Consider the following 18,123-nt stretch of genomic DNA (forward strand, 5'->3'; position numbering starts at 1 on the left):
GCCGCGCCGACGGGTGACATCGGCAACAAATTTCACTGATTCGGCTAACGATCGAGGGCGGGTCAACGACCCTATAAGAGCTGTACAGCGACCTCACAGGTGGTTACGCACCCGTAAGGAGAAGTTTGGGTGACCTTGCTACATGCCGTACGCTAGGACACTGGTGCTCGCCTTTGACACGTGAACCGTCGTCGGGCCACCCACAACGATGCAACCGCGGAAAGCTTGTTCGGAGGAAAATATATGGCACGCGAGCTCACGCAACTCGAACTGCTCCATGAACTGGAGACGGTCGCCGAAGCGAACGTGAATCGTCACCTGAAGACCGCCAAGAACTGGAACCCGCACGACTATGTCCCGTGGGACGAGGGCCGCAACTTCGCCGAACTCGGTGGCGTCGACTACGACCCCGAGCAGTCGCAGCTCGACGAGGTCGCCAAGGCCGCGATGATCACCAACTTGCTCACCGAGGACAACCTGCCCTCGTACCACCGCGTCATCGCCGACAACTTCTCGATGGACTCCGCGTGGGGCCACTGGGTAGGCCGCTGGACCGCTGAGGAGAACCGCCACGGCATCGTGATGCGCGATTACCTCGTGGTGACCCGCGGCGTCGACCCGGTCGCTCTCGAAGAAGCGCGCATGATCCACATGACCAACGGCTACGATCCAATGCTCGCCGCCGCCGGGCGTGCCGACGAACTCGAAGAGCATGCCGACGAGCTGGGACTGCTGCACTCGGTCGCCTATGTGACCTTCCAGGAGCTCGCGACCCGCGTCAGCCACCGCAACACCGGCAAGGCGTGCAACGACCCCATCGCCGACCGCATGCTGCAGCGCATCGCCGCCGATGAGAACCTGCACATGATCTTCTACCGCAACATCTGCGGGGCGGGCATGGATCTCTCGCCCGACCAGACGCTGCGCGCGGTCACCGACATCGTGACCAACTTCCAGATGCCCGGCGCCGGTATGCCCAACTTCCGCCGCCACGGCGTGCTGATGGCCAAGCACGGCATCTACGACCTGCGCCAGCACCTCGAAGAGGTCGTCATGCCGGTCCTGCGCAAGTGGAATGTGTTCGACCGCACCGACTTCGGCCCCGAGGGTGAGAAGACCCGCGAGGAGCTCGCCGCCTTCCTGGAGCAGCTGGACAAAGACGCCACCCGCTTCGAGGAGATGCGCGACCGCGCACTGGCCCGCGAGGCCGCGAAGGCCGCCAAGCGCGCGTCATAAGCATCACGCACAACTGAATTCGACGATGGCCCGGACGACATGTCCGGGCCATCGTCGTCAGTTCTGGGTTCAGCTTTTCGTCGGCTTTCCGTCGACTTCCATCGGCTTTCTGTCGACTTCCGTCGGGTCCGTTATTTCCGGTTTACTCCACAAGTCACGGCGAAATCGAGCGAACTCACGTCCGGCGTGGTTATCTGACAACTGTCAAAGAACTCTGTCAGGCACCATCCCGATCCGAAAGTTCCCTCGACGCAACGCGTTACGCCCGTGGTTGTCCCTACCTCACCCCGAGGAACCGTTCATGACCCAAACCACCCCACACCAGTCTTCCCTCGACGCCGAGCAGGTCGGCTATAAGCAATCGCTCGGCCGACGCCATGTCCAGATGATCGCCATCGGCGGAGCGATCGGCACCGGCCTCTTCCTCGGCAGCGCGTCTCGACTGCACAGCACCGGTCCCGCGCTCCTGCTCAGCTACGCATTCGTCGGTGTGATCGCATTCCTGTTGATGCGCGCCCTCGGCGAACTGGTCCTGCACCGCACCTCGTCGGGCGCATTCGTCTCCTATATGCGCGAGTTCTACGGCGAGAAGGCCGCCTATTACACGGGCTGGATGTATTGGCTGAACTGGGCCCTCACCGGAATCGCCGAACTATCGGCGGTCGGCCTCTACATTCAGTATTGGTGGCCGTTGATGCCGACGTGGGCGACGGTCCTGATCGCACTCGCAGTGGTTCTCGCGGTGAATCTGATGTCGGCGCGCGCCTTCGGCGAGTTCGAATTCTGGGCGGCGATCGCCAAGGTCGGCGCGATCGTCATCTTCCTGTTGGTCGGCATCGTCGTCGTCGGGTTGCGGCTCAATGTCGGTACCCACAAAGCGGGTCTGCAGAATCTGTGGAGTAACCCCGGCGGTTTCTGGCCGACCGAGGCGCCCTATGCGTGGTACGGCCCGATCCTGGTCATGTCCGGCGTCGTCTTCGCTTATGCCGCAATCGAAATGGTCGGCATCGCGGCGGGCGAAATGGAGAATCCGCGCCGCGAGGTACCCAAGGCTGTCAACGCGGTCATCATGCGGATCGCCGTATTCTATTGCGGCTCAATTCTTCTCCTCGTGTCGATGCTGCCCACCTCCGATTACAAGTCGGGGACGAGTCCATTCGTCACGGTATTCGGCCGGATGGGTCTGCCGTGGATGAGCAACGTCATTCAGATCGTGCTCATCGTCGCGGCGATGTCCTCCCTCAATTCCGGCCTCTATTCGACCGGTCGAGTATTGCGCAGTCTCGGAATCGCCAAGCAGGCGCCGAAGTTCACGCTCAAGATGAGTTCGTCGGGCGTTCCGTGGGCCGGAATCATTCTCACCTCGATCGTGTATCTCTTCGGCGCGGTTCTCAACGCTCTCACTCCGGATGCCTTCGAGATCGCGCTCGAGGCATCGGCGATCGCCATCGTCTTCACCTGGGCGACGATCTTCCTGTGCCAATTGCGACTGAGATCGCTGTCCAACCGGGGAGTGATACCGCCGAGCGCATTCCAGATGCCCGGGTCACCGTGGACCAGCTACATCGGACTGGCCTTCCTGGTCCTGGTCATCGTCGGCATGGCGGTATCCGGCTGGATATCGTCGCCCTACTTCTGGCACAAGACCGACTTCATCGTGGTGGTCATCGGTATCCCGGTGTTGGCGATACTGTTCGAAGTCGGCTGGCTCACCGTGAAGGCGCGGGTCGCCGAGCACACCGGAGGGCGACTGAAGGCGGTGTGGTCGAACGACGGGCCCAACTATCCGTCCGAGCCCGGTACCGACGAGCCCGAATAGTCACTAACCGATACTTCCCTGGAGACATCATGCGTATGACTTTTCGGCGGACGATCACAGCGGTCGCGGCCTGCGGACTAGCGGCGGCCATGCTCGGCGCCTGTGGCTCGAGCAACGACAGCCCCAACGCCAGCCCGTCCCTGGTGCCCGGCGCGACGCCGGGCGGCAAGCTCAATATCGGCATCACCGTCGACCAACCGGGTCTGGGTTGGCGCGACGGCGACAAATACTCCGGCTTCGACGTCGACACCGCGACGTATGTGGCCCGCTCGCTCGGTGTGCCGGCCGAGAAGATCACGTGGACGGCCATCAATCCCACCGAACGCATCTCGGCCATCGAGACCGGCAAGGTCGACATGGTGGTCGCCACCCTGTCCATCACCCCGGACCGCAAAGAGAAGATCGACTTCGCGGGACCGTACTTCCACGCTCACCAGGATTTGCTGGTTCGACGCAACGACACCGACATCACCGGTCCGGAAACATTGAACGGGCGGACGCTGTGCACGGTCCCGGGAACCACCTCCGCGGCGAACATCACCGCGCGCTATCGCGGCAACATCACCCTCGTCGAACGACCGCAGTTCTCCGATTGTGTTGCGGCACTGGCTAATTCCGAGGTCGACGCGGTGACGACCGACGATGTGATCCTCGCCGGCTACGCGGCCGAGCCACAGTACAAGGGCAAACTGAAAGTCGTCGGAAAGGGATTCTCCGACGAGTTGTACGGCATCGGAATCAAGAAGGGCGATACCGCACTGGTCTCCAAAGTGAATGCCGCGCTCAAGCAGTTCATCGCAGACGGATCGTGGAAGGCGTCGCTGGACGCCAACGTGCGCCCCTCCGGCTACAACATCCCGAGTCCGCCCACACCGGGCAGCTGACTGATCAGTGGCCAAAGTCGGCAAAACCGCGCCCGGCATATCGGATTTGGAGGCGAGACTCTCTCGTCATCAGCCGTTCGATTCGGTCGGACGTCGAGACCTTGCGGCCATCGCCGAGGCCACCGTCGTCGAAACCTACGACCCCGGCGAACTTATTCTCGACGCATTCGCCCACCACTCGACCGATGTCTACGTGGTGCTGACCGGCGCGGTCAGTCTGTGGCATAACCTGGCTCGTCTCGACGAGCCCCCCGACGACCAGATCGGGCCGGGCGGGGTCTTCGGCTACTCGGCAATGCTCGTCGAACGCTCGATCGGACCCCGCGCGGTCGCCGCACGCGCATCGGAGGTCGCTCGGATCGACGGCGAAGCCGCGACGGCGGCGTTCGTCTCCCGCAGCGGGGCACGATTCCTCGCCCGCACCGCACTCGATTGGTCGCCGTCGCCGGCGGTCGTCACCGCCGGTGCGGGACTCGCCCAGGACGTGGCACGTGCGGCTCCCCTGGTGCTCGACGTATCGGCCACCGCCGGGCAGGCGGCGCGCGCGATCGACGCCGACGGCCGTGGATTCGCCGCGGTACGTCGTGCGGACGGACGATATGGCCTGGTCACCGATGCGTCGCTGCGACACGGCATCATCGTCGAAGGACTGCCGCAGACGACGTCGGTGGTCGAGGTGCTCGATATGAGCGCACCGATCGCGACCGTCGACGACAGCCCTGCCGAACTACTTCTGGCGATGCTCGACCGGGGCGCACGCTTCGCCGTCGTCCACGACAGAGACGCGACGCTGCACTCGGTCGTGTCGCTGCGCGACTTGAGCCTCACCCCCGTCGGCGTCGACGTGTCACTGCACGAGCGTCTTCGGTATGCACCGGACGCGGAGAGCCTGGCCGCGCGGTCGCGCCGGGTACCGGATCTGCTCGGACGGCTCGTGGAGGGCGGGCTGTCGGCCAGCAAGGTGATCGCCGTGAATTCGACGATCCGCGACGCCGCGATGCGACGCGCGATCGAACTCGTCTTCGCCGGACACCCCGGCCTGTCCACCGATATGTTCACCTGGTTGTCGCTGGGCAGCAGCGGCCGGCGTGAGGCGGTCCTCTCATCCGACATCGACTGCGCGGCCTCCTTCGTCGAGCAGACCGATCCGACCACCATCGACGCATGTCGTCGTGCATTCGCCGAGGTCACCGCGGTACTCGGGCGGGCCGGCCTGATCAGCGACGGACATGGCGCGACCGCCAGCCGCGAGGCCTTCTCCCGGACCACCGAGCAATGGCGCGCCGCGGCGCGCGAATGGATCGCCGCACCCGAGCGCAATGAAGGCGCCATCATGATCTCCCTGTTGGTCGACGGCCGCCCGATCTACGGTGACCGAGGGCTGTCGGCCGCGCGGACCCTGATCGGCGACCTCCGCTCGCATCGGGGCACGCTGCGGCTACTGCTCGAAGACACGCTGGCCCACCGCGCCAAGCCCCGCCCGACCCGGACTCTGCTGCATCGCAGGGCAAGCGGTTTCGACATCAAGCGTCAAGCGATCCTCCCGCTGGTCAACATCGCACGGTGGGCAGCGCTCAACGCCGGATCCGCAGAACTCGCGACCACCGACCGACTGCGGGCCGCGGCCGGCTCGGCGATGATGCCCGACTCGGCTGCGCGCAATCTGATCGACGTCTTCGACACTCTGCAGCGACTCCGCCTGCACTATCAGCTGATGCAGTACGCCGACGGCGTCGACCCGTCGGACACGCTGACGATGCAACTGATGTCGCCGATCGACCGGTCCGTCATCGGCGAGGCCATCCGGGAGATCGCGGCTGCGCAGCGGCGGATGGCGAACGTCTCCTCCTTCGTCGACTCAGAGGAATGGATCGGGTCGACGACCTCATGACCGATCTCCTGCCACGGCCGTCGACGCCGAGGGTCGCGGTGATCGGCGACATCGGCGGCCAAGTCGGGGCACTGCGCTACGAACTCGTCCGACTCGGCGCCGACCCGCACACCGGAGTGATCCCCGCCGACCTGACCATCGTGCAGGTCGGCGACGTGATCCACCGCGGACCCGACTCCGAGGAAGTCGTGGCACTCGTCGACTCCTACCTGCATCGACAGCCCGACCACTGGATTCAGCTCATCGGCAACCACGAGGGGCTCTACCTCGGCCAGACCGCATTCGAGTGGTCGCCGCGGGTCGACGACCCGACCATCGCAACGCTTCGGCGCTGGTGGGAGGACGGATCAATGGTGGTCGCCGCGGCAGTGCCCACCGCCGACGGCGACTTCCTCGTGACGCACGCCGGACTGACCGCGGGGTTCTGGCGTTCGGTACTCGACGTACCCCACACCGCGGCCCAGGCGGCCACCGCCCTCAACAGCCTGATCGCCAACCGGCAGGCCGCGATCTTCCGATCCGGGGTGATGCTGACCGGTCGCAAATCTGGTGCCGCGGGACCGCTGTGGGCCTCGGCGCCCACCGAACTCGTGCCGAGCTGGTTCCACTCGACGATGCCGTTCAGCCAGATCCACGGCCACTCGTCGATCACCGACTGGTCGACCGGCGAACTGCGCGGACCCGCAGCGGTCACCACGCGGACGAGTCTCAACCTCATCACGCGTCACGAGACCACCACGATGCGCGGCGGCCGGATCATCGGAATCGACCCCGACCACGGCGCCGACCCGGCCCCACTGTGGTCGGCGTGGGAAGCCGACCTGACCGGGCCGGTGTCGATGTGATCGGCTCGCGGGTCAGTCGGCCAGGTCCTTGAGCACCGTGCGCGTGCGCGTCGCGTCGTCGCCCGGCTTGAAGATGGCACCGACGAATTCCGTTGCACCGGAAGCGAAGACATTTCGCACTCGTTCGGCGACGTAGTCCTCGTCGCCGATGATCGCGAGCCCCTCGGGTCCGCTGACACCTTCCCGATCCATCATCGCGCGATACGACGGCAGCGATCCGTAGACCGCGAATGTCTTGGCGGCCAACGTCTTCGCTTCGTCGACGTCGTCGGTGACCAGAACCGGCAGCGAACACACGATGCGCGGCGCCGGACGACCGGCCTCCTGCGCGGCAGCGGTGATGATCGGTGCGACATGCGCTTCGACGGTGGCCGGCCCGGTCATCCAGAGCACCGTGCCGTCGGTCCGGCGCGCGGCCAGCTTGAGCATCACCTCGCCCATCGCCGCCACCAGAACCGGGACGCGGCCGCTGTCACCCATCGTCATCGCGAGGTTGGCGGTCATCGTCTCGCCCGTGTACGACACCTGATCACCGTCGAGCAGCGGCATCAGGATGTTCAGATACTCCTTCATGTGCCGTGCGGGCCGGCCGAAGTCGTAGCCGAACATATTCTCGATGACGACCTGATGCGACAGTCCGATGCCGAGGTTCAGCCGCCCCGGTCCGACAGCGAGCGCGACGGTGCGCGCCTGCTGCGCAAGGGCACCGGGATGGCGCGGATAGGTCGGCACGACGCCGGTGCCCAATTCGATCCCGGGCACCCGCGACCCTGCGACGGCGAGCGCCGTGAGCGCGTCGAGGCCGAAAATGTGTGACATCCAAGCGGATTCGAAACCGTCGTCGGCGATCTGGGCCAGCTCATCGGTGAGTCGACGCACGGCGTCGGGTCCGGTGTGGTCGTGGAGCATGAGGCCGATGCGCATTAATTTCTCCTCGCGAAGGGGTGGGCAGACGGTTCCGCGTCTGCGACACTACGCCGTCGGCGAGTCGTGCAGATGCGTGCTGGCCTCACGCAGGAGGCGCGTGGTGTGCGCGATGTGATCGGCCAGCAGCACCGACGCCCGGGCGGCGTCGCGCGACAGCGCCGCGTCGAGCAACTCTCGATGTTCGGTCACCAGATCACGATCGTGTTCGGCACCCAACGGCTGCGACCAGCGACGGTACAGCTCGGCCTCACTGCGCAACGCGGTGGCCATCCCGAACAGCCGTCGGTTGGCGCACCCGTCGAGCAACGCGTCGTGAAACTGTGAATGCGCGAGTGCCCATTCGTCGGTGACACACTGGGTTCCCTCCGCGAGATACCGCGTTCCCTCCATCACATGGTGTGCCGCAACGATTTTCGACTCCCATTGCAGGTCGCCCTGCTCCACCGACCGCGCGAAGACGAGGCATTCCAGCGCAAGCCGCGCATCGGTCAACTCCTCCAGCGCGTCCACCGACAACTCGGTGACCGCATATCCCAGATGAGGCTCCGCGGTGACGACACCCTCGCCCGCGAGCTTGGTCAGCGCCTCTCGCAGCACCGACACGCTCACGTCGTACGTCTTGCCCAGTTCCGGGAACTTCAGACGCTCACCGGGCAGCCGACGACCCGCGAGGATGTCCGCGCGCAGTGCGCCGTAAACGATGTCGCTGCGAGTTTGACGAATGGCCATCCGTCAACGGTAGCGCAACCGGCACCTACTTGAGCAAATTCTACAAACTTTCGAAAGTTGCTTGCGTAATCGAATTTAGCGGCGTATCACTGTTAGACAGATCACAAACGAAGGATCAAGAGGAGCACGCACATGAGAGTCGGAGTCATCGACAACCGGGCGGTCATCGTCGTCGCGACCACCGCGATCGACATCGCCAAGGCCAGCGACAACACCTTCGGCCCGGATGTCACGTCGATCTACGAGCGGTGGGCAGATTTCCGCAGGTGGGCTGCGACCGCCGCCCTTCCCGCGGGCGACCCGTTCGACGCAGCCGACCTCGCCAACCCGGTTCCCGAGCCCCCGCAGGTCTTCGCGATCGGCCTCAACTACGCCGAGCACGCGGCGGAATCCAAGTACGCCGTCGGCGACCTCCCGCCGGTCTTCACCAAGTACCGCGCCTCACTGGCCGGGCCGCGCGGCGTCGTCGGCCTGTACGGCCCCAAGGTCGACTGGGAGGTGGAGTTGGTCGCGGTCATCGGCAAAGCCGCCCACAACGTCGCCGAAGCCGACGCCTGGGACTACGTCGCCGGACTCACCGTCGGACAGGACATCTCCGAACGCGCGACCCAATTCAACGCGCACCCACCGCAGTTCAGCCTAGGCAAGTCCTACCCCGGCTACTCGCCGTTGGGTCCGGTCGTGGTGACGCCCGACGAATTGCCCGACCGCGACGATCTCGAACTCGGCTGCGCGATCGACGGCGAGGAAGTCCAGCACGGCCGGACGTCGCAGATGATCTTCTCGGTCGGAAAGCTCGTGTCCTACCTGTCGACCATCACTCCGCTGCTCCCCGGCGACGTCATCTTCACCGGAACGCCGTCGGGCGTCGGGATGGGCCGCGAACCGCAACGCTTCCTCGCCGAAGGCGAAGTGCTGCGCTCCTTCATCGCCGGCATCGGCGAACTCGAACAGCGCTTCGTCGCACCGGAAAACCTATAGCAGTCCCCGAAAGGCATCGACCATGAGTTTGCACCGACTCGCCGCGGTCACCATCGGCGTCCCCGACGTCGCCGAGACCGCCGCCTACTACCACGAATTCGGACTCACCCCGTCCACCGACGGCTGGCTGTCCACCACCGACGGCGGCGATCAGCTGCGCATCGTCACTGCCCCGACCCGACGGCTCGTCGAAGTGGTCGTCGGGGCCGATTCGCCCGACGACGTCGACCGCGTCGCCCATGAGCTGACCGCGAACGGCTTTGCGGCACAGCGCGACTCGGCGTCGGTGACGACTTTCGATCCGGTCACCGGAGTGCGCGCCGTCGTCCGCGCGATGCCCCGTCTCGTCCAGCCGCCGGTTGCTCCGACGCCGTACAACGGTCCCGGCCGCATCGAACGCACCGGACGCGCACCCGGCGTCGTGCGCGACACCCCGATCCGCCCCCGCAAGCTCGGCCACGCGGTGATCGGCTCCACCGACTACGAGGCGAGCCGGCGACTCTTCGTCGACGGCCTCGGATTCAAGACGAGCGACCACATCAAGGGCCACGGAACATTCATGCGGTGCTCCGACGACCACCACAACATCTTGGTGCTGCAGTCGCCGGTCAACTACTTGCACCACACGTCGTGGCAGGTCGACGACATCGACGACGTCGGGCGTGGCGCCCGAGAGATGCTCGAAGGCAATCCCGAGCGGCACGTGTGGGGTCTCGGCCGACATCATGCGGGCTCGAACTTCTTCTGGTATCTGAAGGATCCGGCCGGAAACTTCTCCGAGTACTACTCGGACATGGATTGCATTCCAGAGGACGAGATCTGGACCCCGGAAGATCTCGAAGGCGCCCGCGGACTCTTCAACTGGGGCCCGCCACCGCCACCGTCGTTCCTCGAACCCGACGACCTCGCCGCCATGATGACCGGCGCCCACAGCAACGCCTAGAACTGGGAGAACCGACATGACGATCACCACCGGCACCATGACCCGCGAACAACGCAAAGTCGTTGCGCTGGAGTACTTCAAACGATTCGACAACGGCGGCGACGTGCTGGAGCTGTTCGCCGACGACGCCGAAGTGTTCTTTCCCAAATGGGGTATCGCTAAGGGACACAAGCAGATCGGTGAACTCTTCGGCTGGGTCGGGCAGCTGATCAAGGAAATCGACCACTCGCCCCAGTACTTGAACTTCATCATCGACGACGACATGGTCGTCGTCGAGGGCGGATCGTCGGGCGTCGCCGCCGACGGCACCCCGTGGCAGGCCGGCCAGGGTGCGGGCGGCCGCTGGACCGATGTCTTCGAGATCCGCGACTTCAAGATCCACCGCTGCTTCGTCTACCTCGACCCCGACTACGCCAACGCCGACATCGGCCGCTATCCCGCCGTGGTGCACTGAGATGCCCGGCGCGGGAGACCATGTCGTCATCATCGGCGGCACCAGCAATCTCGGTCTGGAAATCGCCTCTGCCGCGGCCAGACTCGGCGCCGAGGTCACCGTAGCCGGGCGTGACAAGGCCAAGGCCGACGCCGCCGTGGCCCGCATCGGCGGCGACACGCACCCGGCGATCTGCGACCTCAACGACTCCGATTCGCTCTACGCCATGTTCGACGGCATCGAGCGCGTCGATCACCTGATCCTCACCGCACTCGACCGCGATCACAATACGATCGCCGACTTCCGTCCCGACGACAGCGCTCGCACCATGCTGATGAAGACCGTCGGATACGCCGTCGCGGTGCACGCGGCGCTGCCGAAGTTCACCCACACCGGATCGGTGGTCATGTTCAGCGGCCTGTCCATGTGGACGCCCATGCCGGGCTCCACCACCATCTCGATGGCCAACGGCGGCGTCATCGGACTGATGAATTCCCTTGCGACACAAATAGCTCCGGTCCGAGTGAACTCCGTGACGCCCGGCGTCGTGGTCGGCACCGACGCCGTCGACTCAGCCGATCCGGTACGCGCCGAGCAGTACGAACGCCTCCGGCAGCGCACGCCCGGCAAGCGCCTACCGACCACCGCCGACATCGTCGCCGCGACATTCGCTCTCACCGACAATCCCGGCCTGAACGCGGCGAACCTCGTCGTCGACGCCGGCATGCACTTGGCGTAGAGCGACCCGTCGAGCCGGCACAGAACGCCGGCGAAGCCTCCAACCGCTGGTCGAGCCGGAACGAAGCGCTAGCGAAGTTCCGTGTCGAAACCACTCACACTCCAACCTCATTCTCCCCCAGCACCTTTCGTGCTACCCCCATGCCGAAATCAGGCACCTCTCCAATAGGAGGATTCTCATGACCACCACCATCGACACCGATGTCCTCGTCGTCGGCGCGGGCCCCTGTGGGCTCACGGCGTCGGCGCTGCTCGCCCGCTACGGCGTCGACGCGATCACCGTCAGCCGCTTTCCCAGTACCGCGCACACTCCGCGTGCCCACATCACCAACCAGCGCGCGATGGAGATCTTCCGCGACCTCGGCATCGAATCCGAGGTGCGCGCAGCAGGCATTTCCAACGAGCAGATGGGCGAAAACGTCTGGGCCACCAGCTTCGCCGGCACCGAACTCGCTCGTGCTCGTTCATGGGGCACCGGCACCGACCGGCGCAGCGACTACGACGGCGCGAGCCCGACCAGCATGACCAACATCGGGCAGCACAAGCTCGAACCCATCCTGCGCGCGGCCGCCGAGAAGCGCGGTGCCGACATCCGCTTCAACACCGAACTCGTCGAGATCCGCCAGGACGACGACCACGTCTACGCGACGGTCCGCGACCGCGAGACCGCGGATACTTACCAGATCCGCGCCAAGTACGCCTTCGGCGCCGACGGCGGCCGCAGCACCGTCGTCGAACAGATCGGCTTCCACATGGACGGCGAGACCGGGCTCGGATTCGCCGTCAACGTATGGCTGGAGGCCGACCTCACCAAGTACCGTGCGCATCGTCCCGGCGCGTTGTTCTTCACCTTGCAACCCGGACGCGACTTCTGGCTCGGCTCAGGCACGTACGTGACTGTCGAGCCGTGGAACGAGTTCGTGCTGATCGTCATGTACGACCCCGCCGTCGAACAGATCGATGTGTCCGAGGAGGCCATGCTGGCGCGGGCTCGAAAGACCATCGGCGACGACGACGTCGAGATCACCATTAAGAACATCAGCCAGTGGCAGATCAACCACGTCGTCGCGAAGGAGTATCGCAAGGGCCGGGTGTTCATCGGCGGCGACGCCGCGCACCGGCATCCGCCCGCGAACGGTCTGGGCTCTAACACGTCGGTGCAGGACGCCAACAACATCGCCTGGAAACTCGCAATGGTCGTGTCCGGGCAGGCCGACGACAGCCTGCTCGACTCCTACAGCCAAGAACGGCAACCGGTCGGCCGCCAAGTCGTCGACCGTGCGATGGCCAGCGTCGAACTGCTCGGAAAGCTGACGCCTGCGTTCGGAATCACCGCGGGGCAGGATGAGCAGCAAGGATGGGAGACCATCCACGAGTATTTCGGCGACTCGCCCGACAGTGAACGCAAGCGCGAAGCCGTGCAGGCCGTACTCGACGCCAACGACTACCAATTCAATTGCCACGGAGTCGAATTGGGACAACGCTATGCGTCGGGTGGCATCGTCTCGACAGATCCGATGCCGCCCTACACCCGAGACCCGGAGCTGTACTACCACCCGACGTCGACGCCGGGCGCGGTCCTTCCGCACGCCTGGCTGCAGCACGGCGACGACCGGGTCTCCACCCTCGACCTCGTCGACGGGAACTTCACCGTGATCACCGGAATCGGCGGGGACGACTGGCTCTCCGCGGCATCGGAGGTCGCCGGCGAGCTGGGCATCGTCATCGATGGACGCAAGGTCGGGCCGCGGGAGGAATACGACGACGTGTTCGGCGAGTGGAAGAAGGCCAGCGAGATCCACGACGCCGGGGTACTGATCGTGCGACCCGATCGGCACGTCGCATGGCGTGCGACGTCGATGTCCGACGACCCGCTGGGTGCGCTGCGGTCGGTGATGGCATCGCTGACCGGCCGCGGCGTCGTCGAAGCCGGCGCCGGCACCGAGGCGAAGGTGGGTGCGTGAGATGGATATCGGGCTTCTCATCCTGCGCCTGCTGGTCGGCGGTCTGGTCTTCGGCCACGCCATGCAGAAATTGGTCGGCGCATTCGGCGGACTCGGCGCCGACCGCACCGCACCAATCTTCGAATCGTGGGGATTCGTTCCCGGTAAGCCGTTGGTACTGCTCGCCGCAGCGCTGGAAGCGATCGGATCGGCGCTACTGATCCTGGGGCTCGGCACGCCGCTGGGTGCGTCGATCGTGCTCGGCGTCATGACGGTAGCGGCGTCGGTGAACGTCACCAACGGCCTGTGGGCGCAGAAGGGCGGTTACGAGGTGGCCTTCACCTACGGCGGTATCGCGCTGGCACTCGCGTTCACCGGTCCCGGTGGCCTTTCGCTCGATCGCGCCGTCGGATTCTCCGACTACAACCACGCGCTCGGCGGCGCTGCGGCAGTCGTCGTGGCAGCGGTGGCGGCGGCAGGATTCGTCGGCTACGCGCGGACGAAGGCGCGGGCAGCGGCGATATAGCAGTTCTCTCGTCCGGCACCCGACGGCGCACGCTGATTGACGCCGTCGGCACTCCGGGGCCCTCACTCACGACGTCGTAACCCCCACGTAACCCAAATGTTCGCGTGAGGGAACCCGACGTGGCAGGGTTGAGGGGCCGTCACATTCGGCATCACGTCCTCGACCGACGCTCAAAGGGAACACCGATCAGATGACCAGCAGTACCTTTGCCAAAGTTCTTGTCGCTAATCGCGGCGAGATTGCTATCCGCGCTTTCCGTGCCGCCTACGAACTGGGTATCGCGACTGTTGCGGTCTTTCCTTACGAAGACCGCAACTCGCCGCATCGTACGAAGGCTGATGAGTCGTATCAGATCGGTGAACCGGGTCACCCGGTCCGCACCTATCTCGATATCGACGAGATCATCGCCGCCGCAACCCGTGCCGGGGCGGATGCCATCTATCCCGGCTACGGCTTCCTGTCGGAGAACCCGGATTTGGCGGCCGCCTGCGCCGCTAATGGGATCACGTTCGTCGGCCCGTCGCGTGACATTCTGGAATTGACCGGCAACAAGGCCCGCGCCATCGCCGCCGCCAAGGCCGCCGGCCTGCCGGTCCTCGCTTCCTCGGAACCGTCGACCGATGTCGACGCCTTGCTGGCCGCCGCAGAATCCATGCAGTTCCCGCTGTTCGTCAAGGCTGTCGCCGGCGGCGGCGGCCGCGGCATGCGCCGTGTCGAGGACATCACGGGGCTACGCGACGCGGTGGAGGCCGCCGCCCGCGAAGCCGAATCCGCGTTCGGCGACGCGACGGTGTTTTTGGAGCAGGCGGTGATCAACCCGCGTCATATCGAGGTGCAGATCCTCGCCGACACCCACGGCAACGTCATCCACCTGTTCGAACGCGACTGCTCGGTGCAACGCCGCCACCAGAAAGTCGTCGAACTCGCCCCCGCCCCCAACCTCGACCCCACCCTGCGGGAGACGATCTGCGCCGACGCCGTCGCCTTCGCCCGCCAGATCGGCTACACCTGCGCCGGCACGGTCGAGTTCCTCGTCGACGAACGCGGCAATCACGTGTTCATCGAAATGAACCCCCGCATCCAGGTCGAGCACACCGTCACCGAAGAAGTCACCGACGTCGACCTGGTGCAAGCCCAACTACGCATCGCCGCCGGCGCCACGCTGGCCGAACTCGGGTTGTCCCAAGACGCCATCCGGGTGCACGGCGCCGCCCTGCAATGCCGGATCACCACCGAAGACCCCGCCAACGGATTCCGCCCCGACACCGGCCGCATCACCGCCTACCGCTCCCCGGGCGGCGGCGGCGTCCGCCTCGACGGCGGCACCACCCTGGGCGCCGAAGTCGGCGCCTACTTCGACTCCATGCTCGTCAAACTGACCTGCCGCGGCCGCGACTTCGACACCGCCGTCGCCCACGCCCGCCGCGCGGTCACCGAATTCCGCATCCGCGGCGTCTCCACCAACATCCCCTTCCTGCAAGCCGTCCTCGACGACCCCGACTTCCGCGCCGGCCGCGTCACCACCTCCTTCATCGAAGAACGCCCCCATCTGCTGACCCAACACTCCTCGGCCGACCGCGCCTCGAAAATCCTCGCCTACCTCGCCGACGTCACCGTCAACCACCCCAACGGCACCCGCCCCACCACCGTCTACGCCCTCGACAAACTCCCCGCGATCGACCTGACCACCCCACCACCGGCCGGCTCCCGACAACGCCTGCTGACGCTGGGCCCCGACGGGTTCGCCACAGCACTACGCGAACAGAAAGCGTTGGCTGTCACCGACACCACCTTCCGCGACGCTCACCAGTCGCTGCTGGCGACCCGGCTACGCACCTCCAGCCTCCTCGGCGTCGCCGGGCACGTCGCCCGCCTCACCCCCGAACTACTGTCGATCGAAGCCTGGGGCGGCGCCACCTACGACGTGGCACTACGCTTCCTGCACGAAGACCCCTGGGACCGCCTAGCCCAGTTACGTGAAGCCGTCCCCAACATCTGCCTGCAGATGCTGCTGCGCGGCCGCAACACCGTCGGGTACACCCCCTACCCCGAGCAGGTGACGAAAGCCTTCGTCGCCGAAGCCACCGACACCGGTATCGACATCTTCCGCATCTTCGACGCACTGAACAACGTCGACCAGATGCGCCCAGCCATCGACGCCGTCCGCGAGACCGGCACAGCGATCGCCGAAGTAGCGATGAGCTACACCGGCGACCTGGCCAACCCCACCGAAAACCTCTACACCCTCGACTACTACCTACGCCTAGCCGAACAGATCGTCGACGCCGGCGCGCATGTGCTCGCCATCAAAGACATGGCCGGCCTGCTCCGTGCACCCGCGGCGACGAAGTTGGTCACCGCGCTCCGCCAGAATTTCGACCTCCCCATCCACATCCACACCCACGACACCCCCGGCGGACAACTAGCCACCTACCTCGCCGCCTGGGAGGCCGGCGCCGACGCCGTCGACGGAGCCAGCGCCCCCATGGCCGGCACCACCAGCCAACCCTCGTTGTCGGCGATCATCGCTGCCGCCGCCCACAGCGAACGCGACACTGGCATCTCACTGGACGCCGTATGCGACCTCGAACCCTACTGGGAAGCACTCCGCAAGGTGTACGCCCCATTCGAGTCCGGGCTCCCAGCCCCCACCGGCCGCGTCTACACCCACGAAATCCCCGGCGGCCAACTATCCAACCTGCGCCAACAAGCCATCGCACTCGGACTCGGCGACCGCTTCGAAGAAGTCGAAGCCAAATACGCCGCCTCCGACCGCCTCCTCGGACGACTCGTAAAAGTCACCCCATCATCGAAAGTCGTCGGCGACCTCGCCCTCGCGTTAGTGGGCACCGGCGTCGACGTCGACGACTTCGCCGCCGACCCCGCCCGCTACGACATCCCCGACTCCGTCATCGGGTTCCTGCACGGCGAACTCGGCACACCCGCCGCCGGCTGGCCCGAACCCTTCCGCACCCGCGCCTTGGAAGGACGCGGCGCCGCCCGACCGATCACCCCGCTGACCGCCGACGACCAAGCCGGCCTCACCGGCGACTCACCCACCCGCCAAGCCACCCTCAACCGCCTCCTATTCCCCGGACCGACCAAAGAATACCTCGCCCACCTCGACCAATACGGCGACGTCTCACGGTTGTCAGCAAACCAATTCTTCTACGGACTACGCCGCGGCGAAGAACACCACGTCCAACTCGCCAAAGGCGTCACCCTCCTCATCGGCCTCGAAGCCATCAGCGAACCCGACGAACACGGCATGCGCACCGTCATGTGCATCCTCAACGGACAACTCCGCCCCGTCGCCGTCCGCGACCGCTCCATCGTCAGCGACATCCCAGCCGCAGAAAAAGCCGACAAAGACAACCCCAGCCACATCGCCGCACCCTTCGCCGGCGTCGTCACCCTCACCATCACCGAAGGAGACACCATCCACACCGGCGACACCATCGGCACCATCGAAGCCATGAAAATGGAAGCCGCCATCACCACACCCCGCGGCGGCACCATCACCCGAACCGCCATCACCAAGGTCGCGCAAGTCGAGGCTGGTGATCTGCTCGCCGTAGTGTCGACCGCGGCCAGCGAGTGACCGTGTAGAAAATAGCAAAAGGGCCCCCGACGATGTCGGGGGCCCTTTTGTGTTGCCCGGTGTGCTCAGAGGTGACGATCTCGATACGCCCGAGGGGAGTGCCCGTACTGAGCGAGGCGCTAGCCGAGTCGAAGTGACGAGCGTGTCGAAACGCCTGTACCACAATGCATTTGATGGTAGCGCACGTGTCGAACTGTGATGGTATCGAACATTGAGGCGTGTACACCCAAAGGGTGCACACGCGTCACTTGCCGGGTGTCATCGACGATGTTGGCGCGGACCGTCGAAAGTCGTTGTGGCTGAGAGGTTTCGACACGGACTCGGCTAGCGCTACTTCGACTCGGCTAGCGCCTCGCTCAGCACGGCGCTCGTCCGGCTCAACCAGCAGAGGGACGCTTCGGTCGGTGGATCCAGGCCGAGTGCCGAGGCGAGGACGACAAGTTCCTGCTCCCCGAGTGCCGAGGCGAGGGACGAGCTTCGGTGTAACGAGGGGTCTGGTGAGACGAACAACCCAACCCAACCCAACCCCGCCCCTGGTCTGCCCCTCTCGGGGGGCGTCCGGGGTGGCAATAGTGGTGTAGCGCAGACAAAAAAAGGGGGGACGCCCCCGGGGACCGTCGCCGGCCT

The 18,123-nt window shown here is 65.5% G+C and carries 14 protein-coding genes; 12 read left to right on the forward strand and 2 right to left on the reverse strand.

The genetic code is table 11. The features are described 5' to 3' along the window. Positions 1-243 precede the first annotated feature (243 nt). From HH308_RS27830 to HH308_RS27850, 5 genes are all read left to right on the forward strand, one after another. The gene (locus HH308_RS27830) at positions 244-1,236 is read left to right on the forward strand and encodes an acyl-ACP desaturase (protein ID WP_170197540.1); all 993 of its coding nucleotides are present in this window, start codon (positions 244-246) and stop codon (positions 1,234-1,236) included. A 301-nt stretch (positions 1,237-1,537) separates the two neighbouring features. After that, positions 1,538-3,055, forward strand: coding sequence for an amino acid permease (locus HH308_RS27835; protein WP_170197541.1), 1,518 nt, complete (start codon positions 1,538-1,540; stop codon positions 3,053-3,055). A 35-nt stretch (positions 3,056-3,090) separates the two neighbouring features. Further along, positions 3,091-3,939 carry a glutamate ABC transporter substrate-binding protein gene (locus HH308_RS27840; protein WP_170197554.1) on the forward strand — a complete coding sequence of 283 codons (849 nt, stop codon included), beginning with the start codon at positions 3,091-3,093 and terminating at the stop codon, positions 3,937-3,939. A gap of 7 nt (positions 3,940-3,946) precedes the next feature. Continuing rightward, positions 3,947-5,830 carry a putative nucleotidyltransferase substrate binding domain-containing protein gene (locus HH308_RS30595; RefSeq protein WP_170197542.1) on the forward strand — a complete coding sequence of 628 codons (1,884 nt, stop codon included), beginning with the start codon at positions 3,947-3,949 and terminating at the stop codon, positions 5,828-5,830. Continuing rightward, on the forward strand, positions 5,806-6,675 hold the full coding sequence (locus tag HH308_RS27850) for a metallophosphoesterase (protein ID WP_246284898.1): 870 nt from the start codon (positions 5,806-5,808) through the stop codon (positions 6,673-6,675). Before HH308_RS30595 ends, HH308_RS27850 begins: the two co-directional genes overlap by 25 nt. A gap of 12 nt (positions 6,676-6,687) precedes the next feature. Here the strand turns inward: HH308_RS27850 and HH308_RS27855 are convergent, their stop codons facing one another. Next, entirely contained in the window at positions 6,688-7,599 is a 912-nt protein-coding gene (locus tag HH308_RS27855) for an LLM class F420-dependent oxidoreductase (RefSeq protein WP_170197543.1), read from the reverse strand. 48 nt (positions 7,600-7,647) lie between these two features. Continuing rightward, a complete protein-coding gene (locus HH308_RS27860; protein WP_170197544.1) occupies positions 7,648-8,331 on the reverse strand; it encodes a GntR family transcriptional regulator in 684 nt (227 codons plus the stop codon). Positions 8,332-8,463: 132 nt separating this feature from the next. Here HH308_RS27860 and HH308_RS27865 point away from each other — a divergent pair, with 132 nt between their 5' ends. The 7 genes from HH308_RS27865 to HH308_RS27895 all read left to right on the forward strand — a co-directional run bounded on the left by HH308_RS27865 (position 8,464) and on the right by HH308_RS27895 (position 17,496). Beyond that, positions 8,464-9,312 carry a fumarylacetoacetate hydrolase family protein gene (locus HH308_RS27865; protein WP_170197545.1) on the forward strand — a complete coding sequence of 283 codons (849 nt, stop codon included), beginning with the start codon at positions 8,464-8,466 and terminating at the stop codon, positions 9,310-9,312. A 22-nt stretch (positions 9,313-9,334) separates the two neighbouring features. Then, on the forward strand, positions 9,335-10,255 hold the full coding sequence (locus tag HH308_RS27870; protein ID WP_170197546.1) for a VOC family protein: 921 nt from the start codon (positions 9,335-9,337) through the stop codon (positions 10,253-10,255). Positions 10,256-10,271: 16 nt separating this feature from the next. Further along, positions 10,272-10,709 carry a nuclear transport factor 2 family protein gene (locus tag HH308_RS27875; protein ID WP_170197547.1) on the forward strand — a complete coding sequence of 146 codons (438 nt, stop codon included), beginning with the start codon at positions 10,272-10,274 and terminating at the stop codon, positions 10,707-10,709. Between the two features lies 1 nt (position 10,710). Next, positions 10,711-11,427: an SDR family oxidoreductase gene (locus HH308_RS27880; RefSeq protein WP_170197548.1), complete on the forward strand. Its 717-nt coding sequence runs from the start codon at positions 10,711-10,713 to the stop codon at positions 11,425-11,427. 178 nt (positions 11,428-11,605) lie between these two features. Continuing rightward, the gene (locus tag HH308_RS27885) at positions 11,606-13,390 is read left to right on the forward strand and encodes an FAD-dependent monooxygenase (RefSeq protein ID WP_170197549.1); all 1,785 of its coding nucleotides are present in this window, start codon (positions 11,606-11,608) and stop codon (positions 13,388-13,390) included. A gap of 1 nt (position 13,391) precedes the next feature. Then, on the forward strand, positions 13,392-13,895 hold the full coding sequence (locus HH308_RS27890; RefSeq protein WP_170197550.1) for a DoxX family protein: 504 nt from the start codon (positions 13,392-13,394) through the stop codon (positions 13,893-13,895). Between the two features lie 190 nt (positions 13,896-14,085). After that, complete coding sequence (locus HH308_RS27895) at positions 14,086-17,496, forward strand: pyruvate carboxylase (RefSeq protein ID WP_170197551.1); 3,411 nt, start codon at positions 14,086-14,088, stop codon at positions 17,494-17,496. Positions 17,497-18,123: the final 627 nt, after the last annotated feature.

This window comes from Gordonia asplenii, from assembly GCF_012933505.1.
Lineage (GTDB): Bacteria > Actinomycetota > Actinomycetes > Mycobacteriales > Mycobacteriaceae > Gordonia > Gordonia asplenii.